Below are 22754 nucleotides of genomic sequence, written 5' to 3' on the forward strand. Positions count from 1 at the left end.
GATCAGTCCAGGGTGACGTAGTCGGGACCGGAGTAGACCCCGGTGTGCAGCTTCGACCGCTGCATCAGCAGGTCGTTGAGCAGGGTGGAAGCGCCGAACCGGAACAGGTCGGGGGTGAGCCACTCGTCGCCGGCGGTCTCGTTGACCAGCACCAGGTACTTGATCGCGTCCTTGGTGGTGCGGATGCCGCCGGCCGGTTTGACGCCGATCCGCCGCCCGGTGGCGGCGTGGAAGTCCCGGACCGCCTCCAGCATGATCAGGGTGACGGGCAGCGTCGCCGCGACCGGCACCTTGCCGGTGGAGGTCTTGATGAAGTCACCGCCGGCCAGCATCGCCAGCCAGGAGGCACGGCGCACGTTGTCGTAGGTGGCCAGCTCCCCGGTCTCCAGGATGACCTTGAGGTGGGCGTCGCCGCAGGCCTGCTTGACCGCGACGATCTCGTCGTACACCTGCTCGTAGCGGCCGGCGAGGAACGCCCCCCGGTTGATCACCATGTCGATCTCGTCGGCGCCGGCCGCGACCGCCGCCCGGGTGTCGGCCAGCTTCACCTCCAGCGGCGCCTGCCCGGACGGGAACGCGGTCGCCACGCTGGCCAGGTGCACGCCGGAACCGGTGAGCGCCTCGGCGGCGGTCGGCACCATCGACGGGTAGACGCAGACGGCGGCGACCGGCGGGCAACCGGGGTCGGTCGGGTCGGGACGGCGGGCCTTGGCGCACAACGCGCGTACCTTGCCGGGGGTGTCGGCGCCCTCCAGAGTCGTCAGATCGACCATCCGGACGGCCAGGTCGATCGCCCACGCCTTGGCCGTCGTCTTGATCGACCGGGTGCCGAGCGCCGCGGCCCGCTGCCGCGCGCCGACCTCGTCGACGCCGGGCAGCCCGTGTAGGAAGCTACGCAGGGTTGCCGCGTTCCGCCCCACCTCGGCCAGATCGTGGCGCGCGGGTGCCGGGGTGCTCACCGCTGTCATGCCGCGAGTCCTGTCATGCCCGCGAGTCTACGTCGCCATCGAGTTCACGATCTTGGCCGTCGGCTGATCGGACGAGCAGACTTAACGGCGCTGTTGGCCTACCGTTACATCATGTTGGCCCCGGTGACCCACCGTGCCTGACGTGCGAGCAGTGCACTTCACCGACACGTACCTGCCCCGCCGCGACGGGGTGGTCACCTCGCTGCGGACTCTCGCGGCGGCGTCGGCCGCCGCCGGGCATCCCGGCCTGATCGTGGTGCCCCGGCATCCGGACCAGCCGGCCGAGGCGGACGTGCTGCGGCTACGTGCGCTGCCCTGCGGAGTCGCCGACCTGCGGTTGTCGCCGTGGCTGCTGCGCGGCGCCGCCGCCACCGGCACCATCGCCGAGATCGCCGCCCACGCCCCGGACGTGGTGCACGTGCACACCCCCGGACCGGTCGGGCTGCTCGGCGTCCTCACCGCCCGCCGGCTCGGTCTGCCGCTGGTCCAGACCTACCACACCGACCTGCACGCGTACGCCGACGCGTACCGGGTGCCGGCCCGTGCGCTCAGCGCCGGCGTCCGGCTGTACGCCCGCCGGCTCGGCGTACCCCGCCCGGCGGCGGCACCGGCCGGCCACGCCCGTGACCACCGGCCGATGGCCAGCGGCGCGGTCGCCCGCCGCCGGGCCGCCATGGACGCCACCAACACCCTGCTGCTCGGCGGCGCCGACGCGGTGGTGGTGCCGACCCGGGCGGTGCTGGACCGGATCCACCTGCCGGTGTCCGCCGACCGGGTGCACCTGGTGCCGACCGGGGTCGCGGCCCGCCGCACCACCGCCGACGAGATCAACGCCTTCCGGTACGGCCATGGCATCACGCCCAGCGACCGGGTGGTCCTCTATGTGGGTCGGATCAACCGGGAGAAGGGCATCGACCTGCTGATCACCGCGTTCGAGCGGGTGCTGGTCGGCTGCCCGACCGCCCGGCTGGTGCTGGTCGGTGCCCTGTACGAGCCGCGCTGGCTGGCCGCGCTGCTGCGCACCATCGACCCTCGGGTGGCTGCCCGGATCACCCTCACCGGCCAGCAGGGCCCGGAGGTGGTGGCTGCGGCGTACGGGGCCGCCGAGGTGTTCGCGTTCGCCTCGCAGACCGACACCCAGGCATTGGTCCTGCAGGAAGCCGGCCTGGCCGGGGTGCCGGTGGTCCTGGTCGACCGGGCGCTGCACGCGCACGGCGCGCTTGCCGGCGCCGCGCTGCGCACCGAGCCGCAGCCGGGTGCGCTGGCCGCCGGCGTGCTGCGGCTGCTGCTCGACCCGGACACGGCCCGCCGGCAGGCGGCCGCGGCGGCGGCCCGCTGCGCCGAACACACCCCGGCCCGCTACGCCGAGGCGATCCGTGAGGTGTATGCGTCGGCCGCCGGGCTGGCGAGTAGGTTCAACGACCGTGGACGTACTCGTCGTTGATCACCCTCTCGCCCAGTCCCGGCTGACCGCGATGCGCGACACCCGGACCGACTCGGCGGCGTTCCGCGCCGCGCTGCACGAACTCACCACCATGCTGGTGTACGAGGCGGCCCGATCCTTCCCGGTGGAATCCTTCCCGGTGACCACCCCGGTGGCGCCGACCGACGGGACCCGGCTGGCCAACCCGCCGCTGCTGGTGCCGGTGCTGCGCGCCGGGCTCGGGATGGCCGACTCTGCGTTGGCGCTGCTGCCGGAGTCGTCGATGGGCTTCGTCGGGCTGGCCCGTGACGAGGAGACCTACGAGCCCCGGGCCTACCTGGAGTCGCTGCCGGTCGACCTGGCCGGCATCCCGGTGCTGGTGCTCGACCCGATGCTGGCCACCGGCGGTTCGCTGGAGCACTGCTGCCGGCTGCTTGCCGACCGGGGCGCCACCGAGATCACCGTGCTGTGCGTGCTCGCCGCGCCGGCCGGAATCGACCGGCTGGACCGCTCCGGCCTGCCGTTGCGACTGGTGACCGCGTCGATCGACGAACGGCTCAACGAGAAGATGTTCATCGTGCCGGGGCTCGGTGACGCCGGTGACCGCCAGTTCGGCGGGATGCCGCGCTTCTGACGGGTACCGGTCAGCTGGCGGCGGTCCAGCTCCAGCTGGTCGCCACGCCGTCGGTGAACGGCATCACGCCGTGGAAGACGGTCGGCTGCTCGGCGAAGACCAGCGGCAGGAAGTGCCGGTCGCTGGGCCACATCGGCACCCGGCCGGCGAGGACGTCGGCCAGGTCGGTCCAGACCAGGGTGCCTTCCGGGCAGTCCGGCCAGGGCTCGCCGGACCAGGTCGGCACCCGGAACAGGAATCCGAACCAGTTCTCGCTGTGCCGGCCGAAGCCTGGCCAGGAGATGGTCCCGGCCAGCTCGACCCGCCCGCACTCCAACCCGGACTCCTCCCGGATCTCCCGGCGCATGCCGGCGATGACGTCCTCGCCCGGCTCCAGCTTGCCGCCCAGCCCGTTGTAGTAGCCGTAGTGGATGTCGTCCGGCCGGGTGTCGCGGCGCAGCATCAGCACCTGACGTCCGTCGGGGGAGAGTACGTAGCCGAGGGTCGCGATGATCGCCTGCACCTGGTCACCATAGGTACCCGGTGGCCGGTCAGCCGCAGCGGTGTCCCACCAGCACCTCGGTGGCCGGGACCGGGTCGGCCGCCGACAGCGGGTCCGGCTGTGCGGGATACCCGGTGTCGCGGTGGCGGGCCTGCTGCGGCGCGGCGGCCAGCTGTAGCTGCGGTCCGGCCGGGAACCGGCCGACCGGCGGGCGCAGCAGGCGCTGCGCCAGTTCGGTCGCGGTGAACGGGGCTCGGGCCGCCGCGGTCTCCGCGTCGACCTCGTACGGTGACGGGGTCGGGAAGTAGCGGCTGAGGAACTCGACCCGCAGCCGGCGGGCGATGGAGTCGACCGCGTCGGTGAGTTCGGTGTCCAGCCCGAAGGCGTCGGCGTCGCGCTGGTCGAGCAGCCGGTGCAGCCGCAGCGCGGCGTCGGGGGCGGCCGGGTCGACGTGGTGCCGGCGCAGTGACCCGGGGATCGCGGTGCCCCGCAGGTACGACCAGTGCTGGTGCAGCGAGCGGATCAGTGACACGTCGTCCGGTTGCCGGATCTGGTGACCGCGAATCCGGGCGACCACGTCGGGAATGCTGGTGCAGATCTCGGCCAGTGTGGAGCGGCGCACCGGCAACGGTACGCCGAGCGGGGTGCCTGGGTCGACGAGGCGGTCGAACTGGTCGGCGAAGACGCGCCGCGCAGCGGCCACGGCCGAGGTGTCACCCGGATCGAGCAGCACCTTGGGGATCCCGTTGGGCTCGAAGAAGGTGGTCCGGTCGACTGGCCGGCCGAGAAAGACGTTGCCGGGCAGGTAGAGGAACCGTTCCGCCAGACCGTCGATTTCGTGCACCGCGGATTCGACGGCGTACGGGTTGAAGGTGGGCAGCACGGTGTGGCCACCGAGCAGATCGCGGTGGTCGACCACGGTCAACCGTGGATCGTCCACGTCGAGCCAGCCCGGCACCTGGTCCGCAGTGATCAGGAAGATCCGCCGGATCCAGGGCGCGTGCAGGTGCACCGAGCGGAGCAGGTGACGCAGTTCTTCGGTGCCGTCCCAGCCGACCCATTCGTCGTCGGCGCGGCCTGTCGGGCCGGCACCGCCGGCACCGCCGGCACCGCTGCGGCGGCGGTGCCGGTCGGCGCGCCGGGCTCGTGGCACCGGCCCGGCGGTGCGGGCCATGGCCCGCTGCCGGCGGGACCGCCACCGCGGATCGGTCGGGTCGGTCCAGCAGCAGACCAGGTCGACCGGAAAGTCGGGCCAGGTCGCCGGCCGACGGGTGAACGGGGTACGGGTCACGTGCCGGGCGATCCGGTCCTCCGGCGCGAAGGAGCAGGCCTCGGCTTCGGTCAGCCGTACCGGGGCCGACCGGGCCGGGACCACGGCGGTGACGTCGTTGCTCCGGGGCGCGTGCAGCCGGTCGCCGTCGACGGTCCAGAACTCGATCTCGCAAGCAGCCTGCCCGCCGTACGTCAGCTGACCGTCGACGCTGGTCACCGCCTGGAAGATCCGGATCACCGGGGTCCGGCGCAGCCGCCAGCGTGGCCGGGTCGGCAGCCGTCGGTGCCGGCGCTCGGCGACCGCCGCCCTTAGACCGCCGACACCACCGAGGGCCCGCAGCGCGGCGGTACGCTCGCCGGCCGGCACCCCGACCCGGCTGCTGAGCCCGGATGCGGCCGGGATGACGAAGTGGTCCACCCCGGCCCGGGTCAGTGCGTCGGTGACGAGGTGCAGGTTGCGCCGGTGGGCGTTGAGCGGGCTGATCGTGTCGTCGACGACGGCCAGGACGGGGCGCCCGTCCAGTACGGACCATCGGCGGGGGAGACCGGCGGCGGTCGGTCGGGCCGGCCGCAGACGTCGGGCCAGCCAGCATCGGGCGGCCCGGCCGGGCCGACGGGTCAGCCGAAACAGGGCGGTCTGCCGGTGGAAGGGGAGCAGTGCGTACCGCCGGTGCGTCGCGGCGGTCAGGTAGGCGAAGCAGCGGCTAGCCAGCATAACCAGCTAAACGAGCAGCAATATGAATTGGTCGCGCCTAACGGGTCAAACGGACATTATTTGATGTTCAGGGCGGCCGATGTCTCCGTCCGCAGCTGTGCCAACGCCCGGTCGGCCCGTTCGCGGGCCGCAGCCGGGTCGCCGCCCGGCACCGGCTGGACCACCTCCAGGTAGGCCTTCAGCTTCGGTTCCGTCCCGGAAGGACGGACCACGACCCGGGCAGTGCCGGTACGCAGGATCACCACGTCGGCGTCGGGCAGCAGATCCTGCGTCGCGGTGACCGGCTCGCCGAGCAGCGTCGTCGGCAGGTGCGCCCGCAGGTAGGCCATCGCGGTGGCGATCTCACTCAGCTCGTCGACCCGCACCGCAAGCTGGTCGGTCTGGTACACCCCGAACTCGCGGGCCAGCTCGTCGAGCCGGTCGGTCAGGCCCTGACCGGCCGCCTTGAGCTCGGCGGCCAGCTCGGCGAGCAGCAACGCGGCGGTGATGCCGTCCTTGTCGCGTACCTGGTCGGGCGCCACGCAGTAGCCGAGCGCCTCCTCGTAGCCGTAGACCAGTGGCACCTCGGCGGTGTCCGCGAGGTCGCTGCCGGCCCGGACGATCCACTTGAAGCCGGTGAGGGTCTCGGCGTACGGCTCGCCGCGCGCCGCGCACAGCGCGCCGAGCAGCGACGACGAGACGATGGTGGTGGCGTAGCGGCCGTGCCGGCCCCGCCGGATCAGCTGATCGGCGAGCAGCACCCCCAGTTCGTCGCCGCGCAGCATCCGCCACCCGTCGCCGCCGTGCGGCACCGCGACCGCGCACCGGTCGGCGTCCGGGTCGTTGGCGATCGCCAGGTCGGCTCCGTGTGCCCGGGCCAGCGCGACGACCCGGTCCATCGCGCCCGGCTCCTCCGGGTTGGGAAACGCCACGGTCGGGAACTGCGGATCCGGCTCGGCCTGCTCGGCGACGACCAGCGGTGCCGGGAATCCGGCACCGACGAACGCCTCCCGCAGCACCGCCCCACCGACGCCGTGCAGCGGCGTGTACGCCACGGTCAGCGCCCGGGGGGTCGCCCGGTCCACCACCGCCACGGCGGTCCGCAGGTAGCCGGCGACGATCTCGTCGTCCAGCGTCTTGCCGGGGCCGCCGAGCGGCACGTCGACCAGCTTTCCGACCGCCCGGATCGCCGCCTCGATCTGCTGGTCGGCCGGCGGCGCGATCTGCGCGCCCGCACCGGCCGGTCCGCCGAGCTGGGCACCGAGGTAGACCTTGTAGCCGTTGTCCTGCGGCGGGTTGTGGCTGGCGGTGACCATCACTGCCGCCACCGCGTCGAGCGCGCGGATCGCGTACGCCAGCACCGGGGTGGGCAACGGGCGGGGCAGCAGGTAGGCGTCCCGCCCGGCACCGGTGACCACCTCGGCGGTGCGGACCGCGAAGGCCCGTGATCCGTGCCGGGCGTCGTAGCCGATCACCACCGGTCCGGAGCCGCCCTGCTCGGCCAACCAGCTCACCAGCCCGGCGGCGGCCCTGGTGACGACCTGCAGGTTCATGCCGTTCGGGCCGGCCCGCAGCGGGCCGCGCAGCCCGGCGGTGCCGAACGTCAACGGCCCGGCGAACCGGTCGGCCAGCTCGGCGGCGCTGCCCGGCAGCTGGTCCAGCAGCGTCAGCAGCTCGGCGCGGGCGGCCGGGTCCGGCTCGTCGCCGAGCCAGGCCGCCACCCGCGCCGGTAACGCCGCCGGGTCGCTGGCTGTCGCCGGTAACGTCGCCGGGTCGCCGGCTGCCGCCGACTGGTCGATGGGCATCGGTCAGCCGGCCTCGGCGAGCTGGAAGGTCCGGACCATCTCCTCGAAGACCGGCAGGCTCTCCTCGAACCGCGCGTCCGGCGTGGTGAGGAAGAACGAGTACGCCTTGCCGTTGGCGACGACCGCCCGCCAGACGCCGTGCCGCTTGTTGTCGCCGTCACCGCAGGTGTACTCGAACTGGACGGCCTGCCGACCGGCCAGCTCGACGTCGGTGGTCATGTCGAGCTGGGCGTACGGCCGGGCGCAGGACTGTGATTCCGGCCGCTTCAGGCCCTTCTCGGCGACCTCGGCCCAGCGTTGCACCGATGAACCGGACGGCTCGACCACGATCCGGACCTTCCGGCCCGCGTCGTCCGGGTCGGTGAAGTCGGTGTACAGCCCGCCGCTGGCCTTCTCCCAGTTTTCCGGCACGTCGACGGTGACGCCGCGCTCGTTGACGGTCTTCGTCGGGATGGCCGGCGCAGGCTCCTCGGTGATCTGCGGCGCGGTCAGCGTCGGCTGCCGGGGTTCGCCGGAGCCGCTGTTGAACAGCGCGGTGGAGATCAGCAGGATCAGCAGGGTGGCACCCGCCGCCGCGCCGATCTGCACCTTCCGGTCCCAGCTCTTCACCTTGTCGACGGCGCTGCCGGTGCCCTGCCGGAGCCCGGCGATCGCCTTGTCCAGCATCGCCCCGGCGGTGGTGGCACCTCCCGGTGCCGACCGACCGGCCGGCGGTTGATCCCAGCCCGGCTGCCCGTCGCCCCAGCTCGGCGCCGGCATCGCCCCGGTCGGGCTGAGCAGCGCGTCGCCCTGGCCGCCCCGCTGGCCGTGACCGCTCTGCTGGCCGTGGCCGTGCCGGCCCGGCTGCTGCCCACGCGGACCGGGTACGCCGGCCTGGCTGATCGGCATCGCGGCGGTCGCTCCGGCCGCCGGCGAGGTCGGGTTGGCGTTGTCCAGCCCGGCGGCGGACCACTGCGCCGCGCTCGGCATCTGCCGGCCGGCCTTGCGCAGCTCGGCGAGGCGGTCGGTGAGCGACTCATCCGGGCCGATCATCGCCCGGCCGCCGATCTTGCCACTCGGCTGGGGCTGCGCCGGCGGTGCCGGTGGGGCCTGCTGCTGCCAGCTGGGCGGCCGCTGCACCGAGACCACCGCGTACGGGTCGGTGACCAGGTTGGCCGGGGCCTTGCTGGCCAGCGGCCCGGCGAGCAGTTCGCGCAGCATGCTCCGGGCGGTCGGTACGTCGAAGCGCCGGGCCGGGTCCTTCTCCAGCAGGCCGAAGAGCACCTCGGTGAGCGGGCCGGAACGCACCGGGACGGCGGGCGGGTCCTCGACGACGGCGTGCATGGTCTCGATCGGGTCGCCCTTGTCGAAGGGCGGGCGCCCCTCGACGGCGGTGTAGAGCGTGACGCCGAGGGAGAACAGATCACTCGGCGGCCCGAAGTCCTGGCCCATTGCCCGCTCCGGGGAAATGAAGTGCGGCGAGCCGAGCACCATCCCGGGCGTGGTGAGCTGGACGTCGGTGGGCATCCGGGCGACACCGAAGTCGGTGAGTACGCAGCGACCGTCGGTGCAGATCAGCACGTTCGCCGGCTTGACGTCGCGGTGCAGGACGCCGATGGCGTGGGCGACCTCCAGCGCACCGAGCAACGCGATGCCGATCTTGGCGACCGCGCGCTGGGCGACCGGGCCGTCCTCGATGACCATGTCGGCGAGGCTGCGGGCGTCCAGCAGCTCCATCACGATCCACGGGCGGCCACCCTCGGTGACCACGTCGTAGACCTGGACCACGGCCGGGTGTTGCAGTGCGGCCGCCGCGCGGGCCTCCCGCAGGGTGCGTTCGTACATCGCGTCGCGGTCGCTGGGGGCCAGCCCTGGGGGGAGGACGACCTCCTTGACCGCCACGTCGCGTCGGAGCAGGGTGTCGGTGGCGCGCCAGACGGTGCCCATGCCACCGTGCCCGACCGCGGCACGCAGCGAGTACCGGCCACCGATGGTGGTGCCGGGTGCCGCTCGTGCGCTGGTAGAGCTGACTGGTCCGCCACTCCACGTCGGAATCTGAGTCACAGGAAATGCCGCCGAGAGAAATTGAGGGGCCGGGGAACCAACCCCTCTATCTTGCTGGGTCGCTCGGCGGAACGAAAGCTACGCGCCGAGGTTGGTGAGAAGTCCACTCTGTGTCGTTGTGTGGTAGCCCAATGTACACCGGATCGGACTCTAGGTGCGCAACCCGTCACGGTGTCGTTATCAGATGGCATGCCCGGACCGGGGGGTGTCGCGACAGTCAGATATCTGTCAGTTTTTGGTCGAACCGGCAGCCGGGTCGCTGCGTGGCTCGTTACTCGGCGTAGGAGGTGTGGGACCCATGGCTGCCTACGATGGTGACATTCGGGGCGGACCGCAGCGGTCCGATCGCCTCTACCAGGCATTCCATGACAATACGCGATGCGGTCACTACCCGAATGACGTTGCGCAGCGTTACCGTCCCCGGTCTAGGCTGTCGGAGTCCCATCCCATCCACAGTGATCGAGAATCTGACGTGACGAGTGCGTTGACGTTGCCCACCGGCAGCGAGATGGCGTCGTCCTGGCCCGATCCACTGCCAGGTGCCCAACCCCTGCCGGCCGGGCTGGACCAGTTGCTCGATGTCCGCGGGCGGCAGTTGACCGCGATCCGGCGGCACCTGCACGCCCACCCGGAGCTGTCCGGCCACGAGTTCGAGACGGCCGCGTTCATCGCCAACCAGCTCACCAGGATGGGGCTCACCGCCCGGCTGCTGCCCAAGGGCAACGGCGTCATCTGCGACATCGACGCCGGCCCCGCTGACGGCCCGGTGGTCGCGCTGCGCGCCGACATCGACGCACTGCCGCTGGCCGACGTCAAGGACGTGCCGTACCGGTCGACCGTGCCGGGCGTCTGCCACGCCTGCGGGCACGACGTGCACACGACCGTACTGCTCGGCGTGGCGATGCTGCTCGCGCAGCTCGCCGACCGCGGCGAGCTGCGCCAGCGGGTCCGGTTGATCTTCCAACCGGCGGAGGAGATCCTGCCCTGCGGCTCGCTGGAGGTCATCGCCGCCGGCGGGCTCGAGGACGTCACCCAGATCTTCGCGCTGCACTGCGACCCGAACCTGCCGGTCGGCCGGGTCGGGCTGCGGGTCGGCCCGATCACCGCAGCGGCGGACAACATCAGCGTGCGGCTGACCGGGCCGGGCGGTCACACCGCCCGCCCGCACCTGACCGTCGACCTGGTCAACGCCCTGGGCCGGCTGGTCACCGAGGTGCCCGCGCTGGTCAACCGGCGGGTGCCGGCCAACGCCGGCCTGCTGCTGGTCTTCGGTCAGGCGTCCGCCGGCACCCAGTACAACGTGATCCCCAACGAGGCGAGCGCCGCCGGCACCCTGCGGGTGCTCGACCGGCCGACCTGGGACGCCGCACCGGACATCGTCACCCAGATCATCCGGGAAGTGGTCGCCCCGACCGGCGCGACGGTCGACATCGAGTACCTGCGCGGTCGCCCGCCGGTGATCAACGATGCCGCCGCGATCGGCGCGCTCACCGCCGCCACCGCAGCGGCCCTCGGCCCCGCCGCCGTCGCCGACACCCCGCAGAGCATGGGTGGCGAGGACTTCTCCTGGTACCTGGAGTATGTGCCGGGTGCTCTGGCCCGCCTCGGCGTCGGCCGCGCCGAGGCCGGCAGCGACCTGCACCGCGCCTCGTTCGACGTGGACGAGCGGGCGATCGCCGTCGGCGTCCGCCTGCTCGTCCACACCGTGCTGCAGCTGGCCGAGGCCGACTGACCAGCGAATCAGCTGGTCGTCGCGTCGCCAGCGACCCGGTCGTCGTCCGTGCGGTGACCTTCCGTACCGCCGTCGTCACCTCGCGGTGCCGGCACCGGTGCGCCGCCAGCGGGTGCGGTGACGGCCGGTGCGGTGACGGCCGGGACCGGCCGGGACCGGCCCCGCGCCCTGCGCACCAACCAGAACACCCCCACCGCGGGTACGCCGAGAGCGATCAGCCACGGCAGCAGCGCGCCGAGCACGGTGACCAGCACCTGCATCGATCCGACGAACGCCCGCCAACCGGCCCCCAGCCCGGCCAGGAAACCCAGCTCCGACTCGTCGTCGACCGGTGGCGTCGCGTCCGGGCCGACCAGCTCGACGGTGATCCGCGACAGTGTCACCAGGTCGTCCAGGCCACGTTTGCGGGCCTCCAGCGACGCCAGGTCCGCCTCCCGTTTGGCCAGCTCCGACTCCAGCATCACCAGGTCGGCGAGGGTCTCCGCCTCGGCCAGCAGCGCCCGGCCGCTGCGCACCCGGGCCTGCTGGGTGGTGATCCGGGCGTCCAGGTCGAGCACCTCCTCGGTGACGTCCTGGGTGGTCAACTCCCGGCTGACCTCCTCGCCGAGGCGGGACAGCCGGTCGACGACCTGGTCGAACTGCTCCGCCGGCACCCGTAGCTCCAGCGTGGCCCGGCCGTACGACTCGTACTCGGAGCGCTGGTCGCGCCCGACGAACCCGCCGACCGAGGTGGCGATCGTCGCCGCCTCGCCGGCCTTTGCCGGCACGTCGGTCACCCGTACGGTGATCGACCCGGAGTAGATGATCGACCGGTTGCCCACCGCCAGGTCGACCGGTGAGGTCCCGTCCGGCCGGTCTGCCTGGCCGCCCCGCTCACCGCCGCCGGCCGTGTCCGCACCGGCCGCCTCCTCGCCGCCCGCGTCGTCCCCGCCGGTCAGCCCGCCGTCGCCCGGCATCGCATCCGCCGGGGCCGGCTCGGCCCGTTGCGGCATGTCCGCGGCACTGCTGACCCCGGAGTCCTCCGACCCCGAGCAACCGGTCAGGATCAGCAGGGCGAGCAGGGCCGCCGTCCCGGTTGACGCGCCGCGCCGGCCACGCAGGCGCCACCGGCCTTGTCTTCCGTTGTTCACAGTCAAGGGGTGCTCCTCGGAATCGTCATACGCTTTCACCAGGTGTCGTTCAGACGTGCGGCGCGAGCCGGCCGGTTCCGGCAGACTGCGAGTCGGCAGATCACGATTCGGCTCACAGGGGGTCACGGTGCGACTGACCAAGTTCGGCCATTCCTGCGTACGGGTGGAACACGACGGCGCGGTGCTGGTGATCGACCCGGGCGCGTTCAGCGAGCCGGCCGCGCTCGATGGCGTAGACGCGGTCCTCGTCACCCACGAGCACTTCGACCACCTCGACGTCGGCCAGCTGACCGACGCGCTCGCCCGACGACCCTCGGTGACCATCCACACTCATCCCTCGGTGGTGTCCAAGCTCGACGGGCTCGGCGAGGTGGCGACCGCGGTCGAGTCCGGGGAGCGCTTCGAGGCCGCCGGTATCCCGGTCCGGGCGTACGGGGGATGGCACGCCGAGATCCACCCCGACCTGCCCCGGGTGCCCAACCTCGGCTTCCTGATCGCCGACTCCGTCTACCATCCGGGTGACTCGTTCGACGTGCCGACCGACGCCGAGGTGGACACCCTGTTCGTGCCGGTCTCCGCACCCTGGCTGAAGCTCTCCGAGGCGGTCGAGTTCGTCCGCGCGGTGGCCCCGCGCCGGGCGCTCGCCCTGCACGACGGGCTGCTCAACGACGCCGGGCACAAGGTCACCGACGGCAACATGACCAAGCTGGCCGGCTGCGACTACGCCCGGCTGCCGGCCGGCACCTCGGTGCGCTGAGCCGGGGCGCCGTGACCGGCAGCGGAGTGCCCGCCGAGGTGGTGCGACAGTTGTACGCCGTACCGCCGGCGCGGTTCGTCGCGGCCCGTACCGAGGCCGTCTCGGCCGCCCGGGGCAGCGACCCGGAGACCGCCCGGGCCATCGGCAAGCTCCGCAAACCGACGGTGGCCGCCTGGCTGGTCAACCTGCTCGCGCTGCGCCGCGCCGACCTGCTCGACGGCCTGGTGGAGCTCTCCGGGCAGTTGCGCGCCGCCCAGCGGGAGCTGCGGGGTCCCGCCCTGCGGGAGCTGTCGGCCCGGCGGCGGGCGCTGGTCGACGGGCTGGTGGCCGAGTGCCGGGAGCTGGCCGTCGCGGAGGATCCGGCGCTGGCGTCGACGAAGCTGCCGTTGGGCGAGGTCGAGGCGACCCTGTCCGCCGCCCTCGCCGACGAGGAGATCGCCGCCCAGGTGCGGTCCGGCCGGCTGGTCCGCGCGGTCGACTACGCCGGTTTCGGTGAGGTCCCGCGGCCCCGGTTGCGGCTGGTCGGCCCGGACGACGAGGTGGCCGCCGCCGATGAGCCGACCCGGGCGGCCGGACCCGCGCGGGCGGGGGAGTCTTCGCGGAAGGCAGGGTCTTCGCGGGCGGGGGAGTCTTCGGCAGCGGCGCAGCGGGAGCGCGAGCGGGCGGCGGACAAGGCTGCTCGCGCGCTGGCCGCCCGCCGGCAGCGGTTGGTCGACGAGCTGGACAAAGCCGAGGCCGGCCAGCGGGCCGCCCGCACCGAACTCGACCGGGCCGTCGCCGCCGAGCAGGCCGCGGCCGACGCCGTCGCCGAGGCGCAGCGTCAACTGGCCGAATGGGAACGGCGACGCTCAGCAGCCGAGCGGGAGCATGTCCGTCGTAAGGTGGCGCGCAAGACTGCGGAACGGGCAGCCGTCGCCGCCCGACGGTACGCCGGCGACGTGGCAGCCGCGCTGGAGGACCTGCCCGGGCCGCAGACCGACCGCTGACCGGAAAGTCGGTGGCGGTGACCGGCCGGCGGGTGGGCGAAAGGCGATGACGCGGTGATTCCCGATCAGGCGGCCGGCGCGTGCCGGCGCAGCCTGCACGAGTTGAGTACGGCCTACCAGGAGTGTCCGCGCACGTTGAGCCGGGCGCGCCAACTGGGGCTCAGCGGCTGGGCGTTCCACATCGCCGGCCGGGCCGGGGTGCTCGGCGGCGTACCGGCCGAAACGGTCGCGGCCGTGCTCGGGTTCATCGCCGCCGACGCGGTGGCCGACGGCTGGCAGGCCGCCAGCGCGGTGACCGACCCGACCGAGGTGGCGGCGGTGAGCATGGCCGAATGCTGCCGGTGGGGTGTCGAGCAACTCGGCGACTGCCCGCAGGTGGACCGGCTGGTCGAGCTGGCAGAGGCGGTGGTGGGGGCGGCGGACGCAACCGCGATGCCGCTGTTCGCCGCCTGGCGGGCGATGTCCCGGCCGGAGGACACGGCCGGGGCGCGGGCCGCCGTCGCGGTGCGGCTGCTCGCCGAGCACCGCTCCGGGGCACACCTGATGGCGGTACGGGTGGCCGGGCTGACGCCGGTGGAGGCGCTGCTGGGCGGCCCGGACGGGACGAAGGCTGCGGTCGCGGCCGGGTGGTCGCCGCCGTGGCCGCCGGTCGGCCCGCTGATCCGCCGCCGGTTGTGGGCGGACCGGGTGACCAACCGGATCACCGGTCAGGCGTTCGCCGCGCTGCGCGCGGAGCACCGGCGGGAACTCGTCGAGCTGCTGCACGACGCGCTGTCCCACGTACGGCCGGCGACCGGTCGGCCGGCCGACTGACGGGCGTACGGCCGGCGCCTGCTGCTCGGCCGGTGGAAGGCAGGTCAGGCGGTGGCGGTACGGGTGGGTCGCTTCCGTAGCTCGGCGACGTAGTCGTCCGGCGCGCCGGCCTTCTCGGCGGCATTGGCGATCTCCGACAGGTACCAGGCGGTGGGCAGCCCGCCCTCGTACCCGTCGAAGACGTAGACCCAGGCGGTGACCGCACCGTCCAGGGTGACCGCCCGGACGGTCAGCCGCCGGTAGGTGCCGGACAACGCGCCCTCGACCTCGTCGAGCTGCGCGGCGTCCCACGGGTGCACGTCGTAGAGTGCGACGAAGACCCGGTCGCCGGGCGACTCCACGATGGTGGTGACCGCTCCCTCCCAGCCGATCACCCCCTCACCGGCGAAGGTGAGCCGCCAGCCTTCCAGCCAGCCGGTGCCCACCATCGGCGAATGCGGACAGTAAGCACGCATCCGAGCAGGGTCGAGGTTTGAGCCATACGCGGCGTAGTGACGCACGGCGATGACGATAGCCCGGCAGAGGGGTGGGGGAGAATACGAGTGAGCGTGTCGCGTGTCGGGCAACCGGTCGGCGGCCGTAGTCAGCCGGGTGGTTCGTCAGCATAAGTTCAAGTTTGGGGAGAGAGTCGTTTTGAAGCGGATAGTGATAATCGGCGGTGGCCCGGCCGGCTACGAGGCGGCGTTGGTCGCGGCGCAGCTGCGGGCTGACGTCACGGTGGTCGAGGCGGACGGGGCGGGCGGCGCCTGCGTACTGTCCGACTGCGTCCCGTCCAAGACCTTCATTGCCAGCTCAGAGGTGGTCACCGGGTACCGGGACACCGAGGAGTTCGGCATCGACTCCGACGGGCTGGACGCGGTCACCGTCGACGCGCCCGCAGTGCACGCCCGAGTCAAGCGCCTCGCGCTGGCCCAGTCGGCCGACGTGCAAAGCAAACTCGTCAAAGCTGGTGTGACATTCGTCGCGGGGCGGGCCCGACTCGGTGAGGACACGCTCGGTCACACCCACCGGGTGCTCGTCAGCCCCGACAGCGGTGACGCTGAGTACCCGATCGAGGCGTCGACCGTACTGGTCGCCACCGGCGCCACGCCCCGGCAGCTGCCCACCGCCGTGCCCGACGGCGAACGCATCCTGACCTGGCGGCAGGTGTACGACCTGCCGGCCCTGCCCGAGCACCTGGTGGTGGTCGGCTCCGGGGTGACCGGTGCCGAGTTCGCCAGCGCGTACCTGGCGATGGGGGTGCCGGTGACCCTCGTCTCCAGCCGGGACCGGGTGATGCCGCACGAGGACGCCGACGCGGCGATGGCGATCGAGCAGGTGTTCCGGGCCCGGGGCATGACGATTCTGAACAACTCGCGCGCCGACGCGGTCACCCGGGTCGGCGACGGCGTCGAGGTGCGGCTCAGCGACGGCCGTACGGTGACCGCCTCGCACGCGCTGATCGCGGTCGGCTCGGTGCCGAACACGGCGGACCTGGGGCTCGCCGAGTACGGGGTGACCGTCGCGGACAGTGGGCACGTGCCGGTGGACCGGGTGTCGCGTACCAATGTGCCGGGCATCTACGCGGCCGGCGACTGCACCGGCGTGCTGCCGCTGGCCAGCGTCGCGGCGATGCAGGGCCGGATCGCGATGTGGCACGCGCTCGGCGAGGCGGTGGTGCCGCTGCGGCTGCGTACCGTCGCGGCGAACGTCTTCACCGATCCGGAGCTGGCCACCGTCGGGGTGTCCCAGGACGAGGTGGACGACGGGCGGGTGCAGGCCCGGCAGGTGATGCTGCCGCTGGCCGGCAACGCCCGGGCGAAGATGGCTGACCTGCGGGACGGCTTCGTCAAGCTGTTCTGCCGGCCAGCCAGCGGGCAGATCATCGGCGGGGTGGTGGTGGCTCCCAAGGCCAGCGAGTTGATCATGCCGATCACCGTCGCGGTGGAGAACCACATGACGGTGAGCCAGTTGGCGCACACAATCACAATTTATCCTTCGTTGTCCGGATCAATCGCTGAAGCCGCACGTCAGCTCATGTGGCATGACGAAGAGTGATTGATTAGGAACTTTCGGGGGCGGCGCGGATCGGCCAGGAAGGCGTACGGTTGACACGGCAACATCTGCTACCCCCGGATCCCCCGTTCCCGGCGGTCGCGGACGACGCCCGGGCTGCCGGCAGGTCCCGTGCCGGCAGCCCGCCCCCGCTCTGCGGGGCTGCGGTGCCGAGACTCTGCGGGGCTGCGGTGCCGAGACTCTGCGGGGCTGCGGTGCCGAGACTCTGCGGGGCTGCGGTGCCGAGGGAACCCACATTGTTGTCTCGGGCCCGTTTTGACGACAATGACGGTTCCCTCGATGGCTCGAATCAACTGGCGAGCACCCGGACGAGACGGTGGCGCCGGTGCGTTGGCCAGCCAGCAACCCTCGTGCGGGAGGGTGACGATCTGGTTACAGCTCGCCGCACGTCACACATTGGACCACGTTCGCGCCGGCGGTTGTGGCTATGCGTGAGGTCGAGCTGGCGATGGTGACCGGGGCCGTGACGTATCAGCTGTTCCGGTTGGACGTCGCCGCTGCCGGACCCATGATGCTTTCCAAGGCTGATGCCACAGGTGCATCTTGATGCACCTGTGGCATCAGGGTCAGTCGGACACCCGGACCAGACGAGGCAACGCTGTGTAACTCGTTGGTTCCCGGAGCCAGCTGCGGGCACCGGAATCGCGCAGGACCGACGGCCCGTGACCTCGCCGGGCGTCCGGTCGCGTTACTCGTACGCAACGAGCCCGGCGTACCGTGCGGGGACCGTGAAGATGCAGGCTGCCGCGCCCCGTGGTGTGATGCAGGCAGGTGTGATAACCATCGGGGACAGGGAGCGGACCGCAGTCGTCGGATGAAGGGCGGGGCTGGCCGATGGCCGATCTGTTCGAGGACTACCACCTCGGCCCCGGCTGGGACGAGATGTTCGGCGAGCCAGGCATGCCCCGGCAGACCTACGAGGCCCTGCACGCCACCCTGCAACCCCTGTCCAGCGCCGAGCTGGAGGTACGCGCCGACGTCCTCGCCCGGGCCTTCCTCGACCAGGGCATCACCTTCGCGCTCAAGGGCGTCGAGCGGCCGTTCCCGCTGGACATCGTGCCCCGGATCATCGCCGCCGACCAGTGGCGCACCGTCTCGGCCGGCGTCGCCCAGCGGGTACGCGCGTTGGAGGCGTTCCTCGCCGACATCTACGGTCCGGCCCGGGTGCTCGCCGACGGCGTGGTGCCCCGCCGGCTGGTGGTGACCAGCGCCCACTTCCACCGGGAGGCGGCCGGCATCGTGCCGCACAACGGGGTGCGCATCCACGTCGCCGGAGTCGACCTGATCCGCGACGAGCAGGGCACCTTCCGGGTCCTGGAGGACAACGTACGGGTGCCGTCCGGGGTCAGCTACGTGATGGAGAACCGGCGGGCGATGGCCCACGTACTGCCGGAGGTCTTCGCCTCGACCCGGATCCAGCCGGTGGAGTCCTATCCGGCGCAACTGTTGCGGGCGCTGCGGGCCGCCGCACCGGCCGGCGTCGTCGACCCGACGGTGGTGGTGCTCACCCCCGGGGTGCACAACTCGGCCTACTTCGAGCACGCGCTGCTGGCCCGGGAGATGGGCGTCGAGCTGGTCGAGGGGCGCGATCTGGTCTGCGTCGGCAACGAGGTGGCGATGCGTACCACCGGCGGCGAGCAGCGGGTCGACGTGATCTACCGGCGGATCGACGACGACTTCCTCGACCCGGTGCACTTCCGGGCCGACTCGGTGCTCGGCGTCGCCGGGCTGCTCAACGCGGCCCGCGCCGGCCGGGTCACCATCGCCAACGCGGTCGGCAACGGCGTCGCCGACGACAAGCTGCTCTACACGTACGTGCCGGAGCTGATCCGCTACTACCTGGCCGAGGAGCCGATCCTGCCGAACGTCGAGACATACCGCCTCGATGACGGCCCGGACGTGCTCGACCACGTCCTCGACCGGCTCGACCAGCTGGTGCTCAAGCCGGTCGACGGCTCCGGCGGCGCCGGCATCGTGATCGGTTCCCAGGCCAGCGACGAGGAGCTGGCCCAGGTCCGGGAGCGGATCCTGATCGACCCGCGCGGCTGGATCGCCCAGCGCGAGGTGGCGCTGTCGATGGTGCCGACGCTGATCGGCAACCGGCTGCGGGCCCGGCACGTCGACCTGCGCCCGTTCGCGGTCAACGACGGCGAACGGGTCTGGGTGCTGCCCGGCGGGCTGACCCGGGTGGCGTTGCCCGAAGGCGCCCTGGTGGTCAACTCCAGCCAGGGCGGTGGCTCCAAGGACACCTGGGTGCTGGCGTCGCCGACCGCAACGCCGCACCCGGACGACGCGCCGGTGCTCGCCGACCTGACCGTCGGCGGTGTCGACCAGTCACCGGCCGCGCCGACCCCGGACCCCGGCCCCGGCATCGCCGAGACCTCCGCCCGACAGCAACAGCAGCAACAGCAACAGCAGGAACAGCAACAGCAGGAACAGGGACGACAGGTACGCGGGGAGGGCGGTCGATGCTGAGCCGGATCGCCGAGTCGCTCTACTGGATCGGCCGGTACGTGGAGCGGGCCGAGGACACCTCCCGCATCCTCGACGTACACCTGCACCGGATCATCTCCGATCCGTGGGTGGCCGAGGAGACCGCCTGCCGGTCGCTGCTCGGCGTGATGGGCGTCGACGTCGACGACCAGCCGGTGTCGTCGGCGCGGCTCGTCGGTCTGCTCGGCCTCGACGGACAAAACGCCAGCTCGGTCGTCGGGTCGCTGGCCGCCGCCCGGGAAAACGCCCGTGGCGCCCGGGAGACGATCTCATCGGAGATGTGGGAGTGCCTCAACGCCACCTGGCACGGGCTGCCGGGCGCCCGCCGTCGGGTCGAGCAGCAGGGGGTGCACACGTTCTTCCGTTGGACCCGGGAACGCTGCGCGTTGATGGCCGGGCTCACCGACGCCACCATGAGCCGCGACGAAGGCTGGCTGTTCCTGGTGCTCGGGCGCAACATCGAACGGGTCGACATGACCGCCCGGCTGCTCTCCACCCACGTACGGGCCGGTGGCAGCATTCCGTCCTGGTTGACCCTGCTGCGCTCCTGCGGTGCCTGGGAGACCTTCCTGCGCACCTACCGTGGCTCGCTGGACGACCAGCACGCCGCCGAGTTCCTGCTGCTGGACCGGCTGTTCCCCCGGTCGGTGTTCGCCGCGTTGACCGCCGCCGAGTCCTGCCTCGCCGAGCTGGAACGGACCGCCGGCACCGGGCCGACCGGCCGGTCCGGGGCGGTCACCGACGCGCAGCGGATCATCGGGCGGGCCCGGACCAACCTGGAGTTCCGCGGCGCCGACGAACTCCTCGCCGACCTGGCCGCCGTACTGGACAGCCTGGAGCGCACCTGTTCGCATCTCAACGACGCGGTGTCCCGGCGGTACTTCCGGCAGACCGCGGCGGTGCTCTGGCTTCCGGAGGCGGTGGCGTGAGCGTGCACTCCTGGCGGCTGAAGGTGGAGCACCGCACCGGGTTCAGCTACGCCGGTCCGGTCGGGTCGTCGTACAACGAGGCCCGGATGTCGCCGCGTAACGAGGCCCGCCAGGCGGTGCTGGAGGCCCGGGTCGAGGTCTTCCCGCCGGCCCGGACCTACCGGTACGAGGACTACTGGGGCACCGGGGTGACCGCCTTCGACGTGCACTCCCCGCACGACGCGCTGGAGGTCGCCGCGATCTCCACGGTGGAGACCCTGCCGCCGGGGGATCTGCTCGACGCGGCGGACTCGGCCGGCTGGGCCGATCTCGCCCGACCGGAGCAGGTGGACCAGTGGCACGAGTTCCTGCTGCCCACTCCGCGTACCGCCGTGGACGAGGAGCTGACCGCGTTGGCCGAGTCGGTGCGGGCCGCCCACCCGACCCCGCACGCCGCCGCGTTGGCGATCTGCGAGCAGGTCCGCGAGCAGGTCGCCTACACCACGGGTTCGACCGGGGTGCAGACCGACGCGGTGCACGCCTGGCGGCAACGAAAAGGCGTCTGCCAGGACATCAGCCACCTGGTGGTGGGGCTGCTGCGGGTCATCGGCACACCGGCCCGGTACGTTTCCGGCTACCTGCACCCCAGCCCGGACGCGGCGACCGGCGAACGGGTCGTCGGGCAGAGCCACGCCTGGGTGGAGTGGTGGGCCGGCCGGTGGACGGCGTTCGACCCGACCAACGGGATCCCGGTAGGCGAGCGGCACGTGGTGGTCGGCCGGGGCCGGGAGTACGGCGACGTGCCACCACTTAAAGGGGTGTACGCCGGCCCGGCGAACACCGGTCAGGGCGTCGAGGTGGCGATCACCCGGCTGCGCTGAACCGGCCCGCTGCCGAGCCCGACCGCCGTACCACGGTCACCAGCTGCCGGCTACCGGCAGTCCTTCGGTGTAGCCGGCGGTGCTCTGCACCCCGACGACCGCCCGGTCGTGGAACTCGGTCAGGGTCGCCGCCCCGACGTAGGTGCAGGCACTGCGTACCCCGGCGACGATCTCGTCGATCAGGTCCTCGACGCCGGGCCGGGCCGGGTCGAGGAACATCCGCGCCGCCGAGATCCCTTCCTCGAAGACCGCCTTGCGGGCCCGATCGAACGGGCTGTCGTCGGCGGTACGGGCGCTGACCGCCCGGGCCGACGCCATGCCGAAGCTTTCCTTGTAGCGGCGGCCGTCGGGGTCGGTGTAGAGATCGCCGGGCGACTCGTAGGTGCCGGCGAACCAGGACCCGATCATCACGTTGGCCGCACCGGCGGCCAGGGCGAGCGCCACGTCGCGCGGGTGCCGCACCCCGCCGTCGGCCCAGACGTGCCGCCCGCGTCGGCGGGCCGCCGCCGCGCATTCCAGCACGGCGGAGAACTGCGGTCGGCCGACCCCGGTCATCATCCGGGTGGTGCACATCGCGCCCGGTCCGACGCCGACCTTGACGATGTCGGCACCGGCGTCGATCAGGTCGTCGACCCCGGCGGCGGTGACCACGTTGCCGGCCACCACCGGCACCGCCGGGTCCAGTTTGCGCACCGCGCGGACTGCGGCCAGCATCCGTTCCTGATGGCCGTGCGCGGTGTCCACCACGATGGTGTCCACCCCGGCGGCGAGCAGCGCGGTGGCCTTGCCGGTGACGTCGCCGTTGATGCCCACGGCGGCGGCCACCCGCAACCGGCCGTCGGCGTCGACTGCCGGCCGGTACAGGGTGGCGCGCAGCGCGCCGGCCCGGGTCAGCACCCCGACCAGCCGGCCGGCGTCGTCGACCACCGGCGCGGCCCGCCGCCGGCCCTGCGCCATCAGGTCGAATCCGGTACGCGGGTCGGTGGTCTCCGGCACGGTCAACGGCTCGCGTGACATCACGTCGCGCAGCTGAGCGAAACGGTCGACGCCGGCGCAGTCGGACTCGGTGACGATGCCGACCGGACGCCCGGCCTCGACCACGATCACCGCGCCGTGGGACCGCTTGGGCAGCAGGTGGATCGCGTCGCCGACGGTGTCGGTGGGAGCCAGGGTCAACGCCGTGTCGTGCACCAGGTGCCGCCGCTTGACCCAGGCGACCACCTCGGCGATCACCTCGATCGGGATGTCCTGCGGGATCACCACCAGACCACCCCGCCGGGCGACGGTCTCGGCCATCCGCCGGCCGGCCACCGCGGTCATGTTGGCGGCGACGATCGGGATCGTGGTGCCGGTGCCGTCCGTGGTGGCCAGGTCGACGTCGAGGCGGGACGCCACGTCGGAGCGGTTGGGCACCAGGAAGACGTCGTTGTAGGTGAGCTCGTGCCCGCCGGGCACGTCGGAAGTGAACCGCACCCGGCCATCATGCCCGCCCGGGCGGCCCGGCGCGGGGGTTCCGGAGCCGATCGCGAGCACAGCGGGGCCAGGGTCATGCCCTGGCGATCAAGAGTCGGAGACGTTTCCTCAGAACTTCTGAAAGCGAATCCCCAGGCGATCCTCAGCATTCCCTCAAGTTCCGGCATCGTCCTCCGTAGATGATTCCTGACGGTCGATTGCTGCGC

General features: G+C 72.5%; 18 protein-coding genes. 10 read left to right on the plus strand and 8 right to left on the minus strand.

Translation table 11 applies throughout. From position 1 onward, the window contains the following. Positions 1 to 2 precede the first annotated feature (2 nt). Entirely contained in the window at positions 3 to 968 is a 966-nt protein-coding gene (gene deoC / locus ACN27J_RS27650) for a deoxyribose-phosphate aldolase (RefSeq protein ID WP_421370696.1), read from the minus strand. A 142-nt stretch (positions 969 to 1110) separates the two neighbouring features. Here deoC and ACN27J_RS27655 point away from each other — a divergent pair, with 142 nt between their 5' ends. Next, positions 1111 to 2412 carry a glycosyltransferase gene (locus ACN27J_RS27655; RefSeq protein WP_421370698.1) on the plus strand — a complete coding sequence of 434 codons (1302 nt, stop codon included), beginning with the start codon at positions 1111 to 1113 and terminating at the stop codon, positions 2410 to 2412. Continuing rightward, positions 2393 to 3025 carry a uracil phosphoribosyltransferase gene (upp, locus tag ACN27J_RS27660; protein ID WP_421370700.1) on the plus strand — a complete coding sequence of 211 codons (633 nt, stop codon included), beginning with the start codon at positions 2393 to 2395 and terminating at the stop codon, positions 3023 to 3025. Before ACN27J_RS27655 ends, upp begins: the two co-directional genes overlap by 20 nt. A gap of 10 nt (positions 3026 to 3035) precedes the next feature. On the opposite strand, the gene ACN27J_RS27665 is transcribed toward upp, so the two are convergent. The 4 genes from ACN27J_RS27665 to ACN27J_RS27680 are packed head-to-tail and all read right to left on the minus strand — an operon-like array spanning position 3036 to position 9320. Then, on the minus strand, positions 3036 to 3527 hold the full coding sequence (locus tag ACN27J_RS27665) for an NUDIX hydrolase (protein ID WP_421370702.1): 492 nt from the start codon (positions 3525 to 3527) through the stop codon (positions 3036 to 3038). Between the two features lie 28 nt (positions 3528 to 3555). After that, positions 3556 to 5493, minus strand: a complete 1938-nt coding sequence (locus ACN27J_RS27670) for a hypothetical protein (RefSeq protein ID WP_421370704.1) — start codon at positions 5491 to 5493, stop codon at positions 3556 to 3558. 56 nt (positions 5494 to 5549) lie between these two features. Further along, positions 5550 to 7277, minus strand: coding sequence for a phospho-sugar mutase (locus ACN27J_RS27675; RefSeq protein ID WP_421370705.1), 1728 nt, complete (start codon positions 7275 to 7277; stop codon positions 5550 to 5552). A gap of 3 nt (positions 7278 to 7280) precedes the next feature. Continuing rightward, complete coding sequence (locus ACN27J_RS27680; protein ID WP_421370707.1) at positions 7281 to 9320, minus strand: protein kinase domain-containing protein; 2040 nt, start codon at positions 9318 to 9320, stop codon at positions 7281 to 7283. A 472-nt stretch (positions 9321 to 9792) separates the two neighbouring features. On the opposite strand from ACN27J_RS27680, the gene ACN27J_RS27685 reads away from it, so the two are divergent. After that, positions 9793 to 11052 carry an amidohydrolase gene (locus tag ACN27J_RS27685; protein ID WP_421370709.1) on the plus strand — a complete coding sequence of 420 codons (1260 nt, stop codon included), beginning with the start codon at positions 9793 to 9795 and terminating at the stop codon, positions 11050 to 11052. A gap of 8 nt (positions 11053 to 11060) precedes the next feature. Here ACN27J_RS27685 and ACN27J_RS27690 read toward each other — a convergent pair whose 3' ends face one another. Beyond that, positions 11061 to 12182 carry a DUF4349 domain-containing protein gene (locus ACN27J_RS27690; protein ID WP_421372532.1) on the minus strand — a complete coding sequence of 374 codons (1122 nt, stop codon included), beginning with the start codon at positions 12180 to 12182 and terminating at the stop codon, positions 11061 to 11063. A 127-nt stretch (positions 12183 to 12309) separates the two neighbouring features. Here ACN27J_RS27690 and ACN27J_RS27695 point away from each other — a divergent pair, with 127 nt between their 5' ends. From ACN27J_RS27695 to ACN27J_RS27705, 3 genes are read left to right on the plus strand one after another with little or no spacing between them, the layout of a single operon-like run. Then, a complete protein-coding gene (locus ACN27J_RS27695) occupies positions 12310 to 12939 on the plus strand; it encodes an MBL fold metallo-hydrolase (protein ID WP_421370711.1) in 630 nt (209 codons plus the stop codon). 11 nt (positions 12940 to 12950) lie between these two features. Beyond that, positions 12951 to 13925 (plus strand): hypothetical protein, encoded by a 975-nt coding sequence (locus ACN27J_RS27700; protein ID WP_421370714.1) that lies wholly within the window; start codon positions 12951 to 12953, stop codon positions 13923 to 13925. 54 nt (positions 13926 to 13979) lie between these two features. Then, positions 13980 to 14738: an SCO6745 family protein gene (locus ACN27J_RS27705; RefSeq protein WP_421370716.1), complete on the plus strand. Its 759-nt coding sequence runs from the start codon at positions 13980 to 13982 to the stop codon at positions 14736 to 14738. A 44-nt stretch (positions 14739 to 14782) separates the two neighbouring features. Here the strand turns inward: ACN27J_RS27705 and ACN27J_RS27710 are convergent, their stop codons facing one another. Then, complete coding sequence (locus ACN27J_RS27710) at positions 14783 to 15238, minus strand: gamma-glutamylcyclotransferase family protein (RefSeq protein WP_278167063.1); 456 nt, start codon at positions 15236 to 15238, stop codon at positions 14783 to 14785. A gap of 133 nt (positions 15239 to 15371) precedes the next feature. Here ACN27J_RS27710 and ACN27J_RS27715 point away from each other — a divergent pair, with 133 nt between their 5' ends. The 4 genes from ACN27J_RS27715 (at position 15372) to ACN27J_RS27730 (ending at position 21075) form a co-directional block, all read left to right on the plus strand. Beyond that, positions 15372 to 16775, plus strand: a complete 1404-nt coding sequence (locus tag ACN27J_RS27715; RefSeq protein WP_421370718.1) for an NAD(P)H-quinone dehydrogenase — start codon at positions 15372 to 15374, stop codon at positions 16773 to 16775. Between the two features lie 852 nt (positions 16776 to 17627). Further along, positions 17628 to 19268 (plus strand): circularly permuted type 2 ATP-grasp protein, encoded by a 1641-nt coding sequence (locus tag ACN27J_RS27720; RefSeq protein WP_421370720.1) that lies wholly within the window; start codon positions 17628 to 17630, stop codon positions 19266 to 19268. Then, the gene (locus tag ACN27J_RS27725; protein ID WP_421370722.1) at positions 19262 to 20215 is read left to right on the plus strand and encodes an alpha-E domain-containing protein; all 954 of its coding nucleotides are present in this window, start codon (positions 19262 to 19264) and stop codon (positions 20213 to 20215) included. The genes ACN27J_RS27720 and ACN27J_RS27725 overlap by 7 nt, the downstream gene beginning before the upstream one ends. Continuing rightward, positions 20212 to 21075 (plus strand): transglutaminase family protein, encoded by an 864-nt coding sequence (locus tag ACN27J_RS27730; RefSeq protein WP_421370724.1) that lies wholly within the window; start codon positions 20212 to 20214, stop codon positions 21073 to 21075. Before ACN27J_RS27725 ends, ACN27J_RS27730 begins: the two co-directional genes overlap by 4 nt. A 36-nt stretch (positions 21076 to 21111) precedes the next feature. Here the strand turns inward: ACN27J_RS27730 and ACN27J_RS27735 are convergent, their stop codons facing one another. Then, positions 21112 to 22548: a GuaB1 family IMP dehydrogenase-related protein gene (locus ACN27J_RS27735; protein WP_421370726.1), complete on the minus strand. Its 1437-nt coding sequence runs from the start codon at positions 22546 to 22548 to the stop codon at positions 21112 to 21114. Positions 22549 to 22754 lie beyond the last annotated feature (206 nt).

It is taken from the genome of Solwaraspora sp. WMMB762, from assembly GCF_049179115.1.
Lineage (GTDB): Bacteria > Actinomycetota > Actinomycetes > Mycobacteriales > Micromonosporaceae > Micromonospora_E.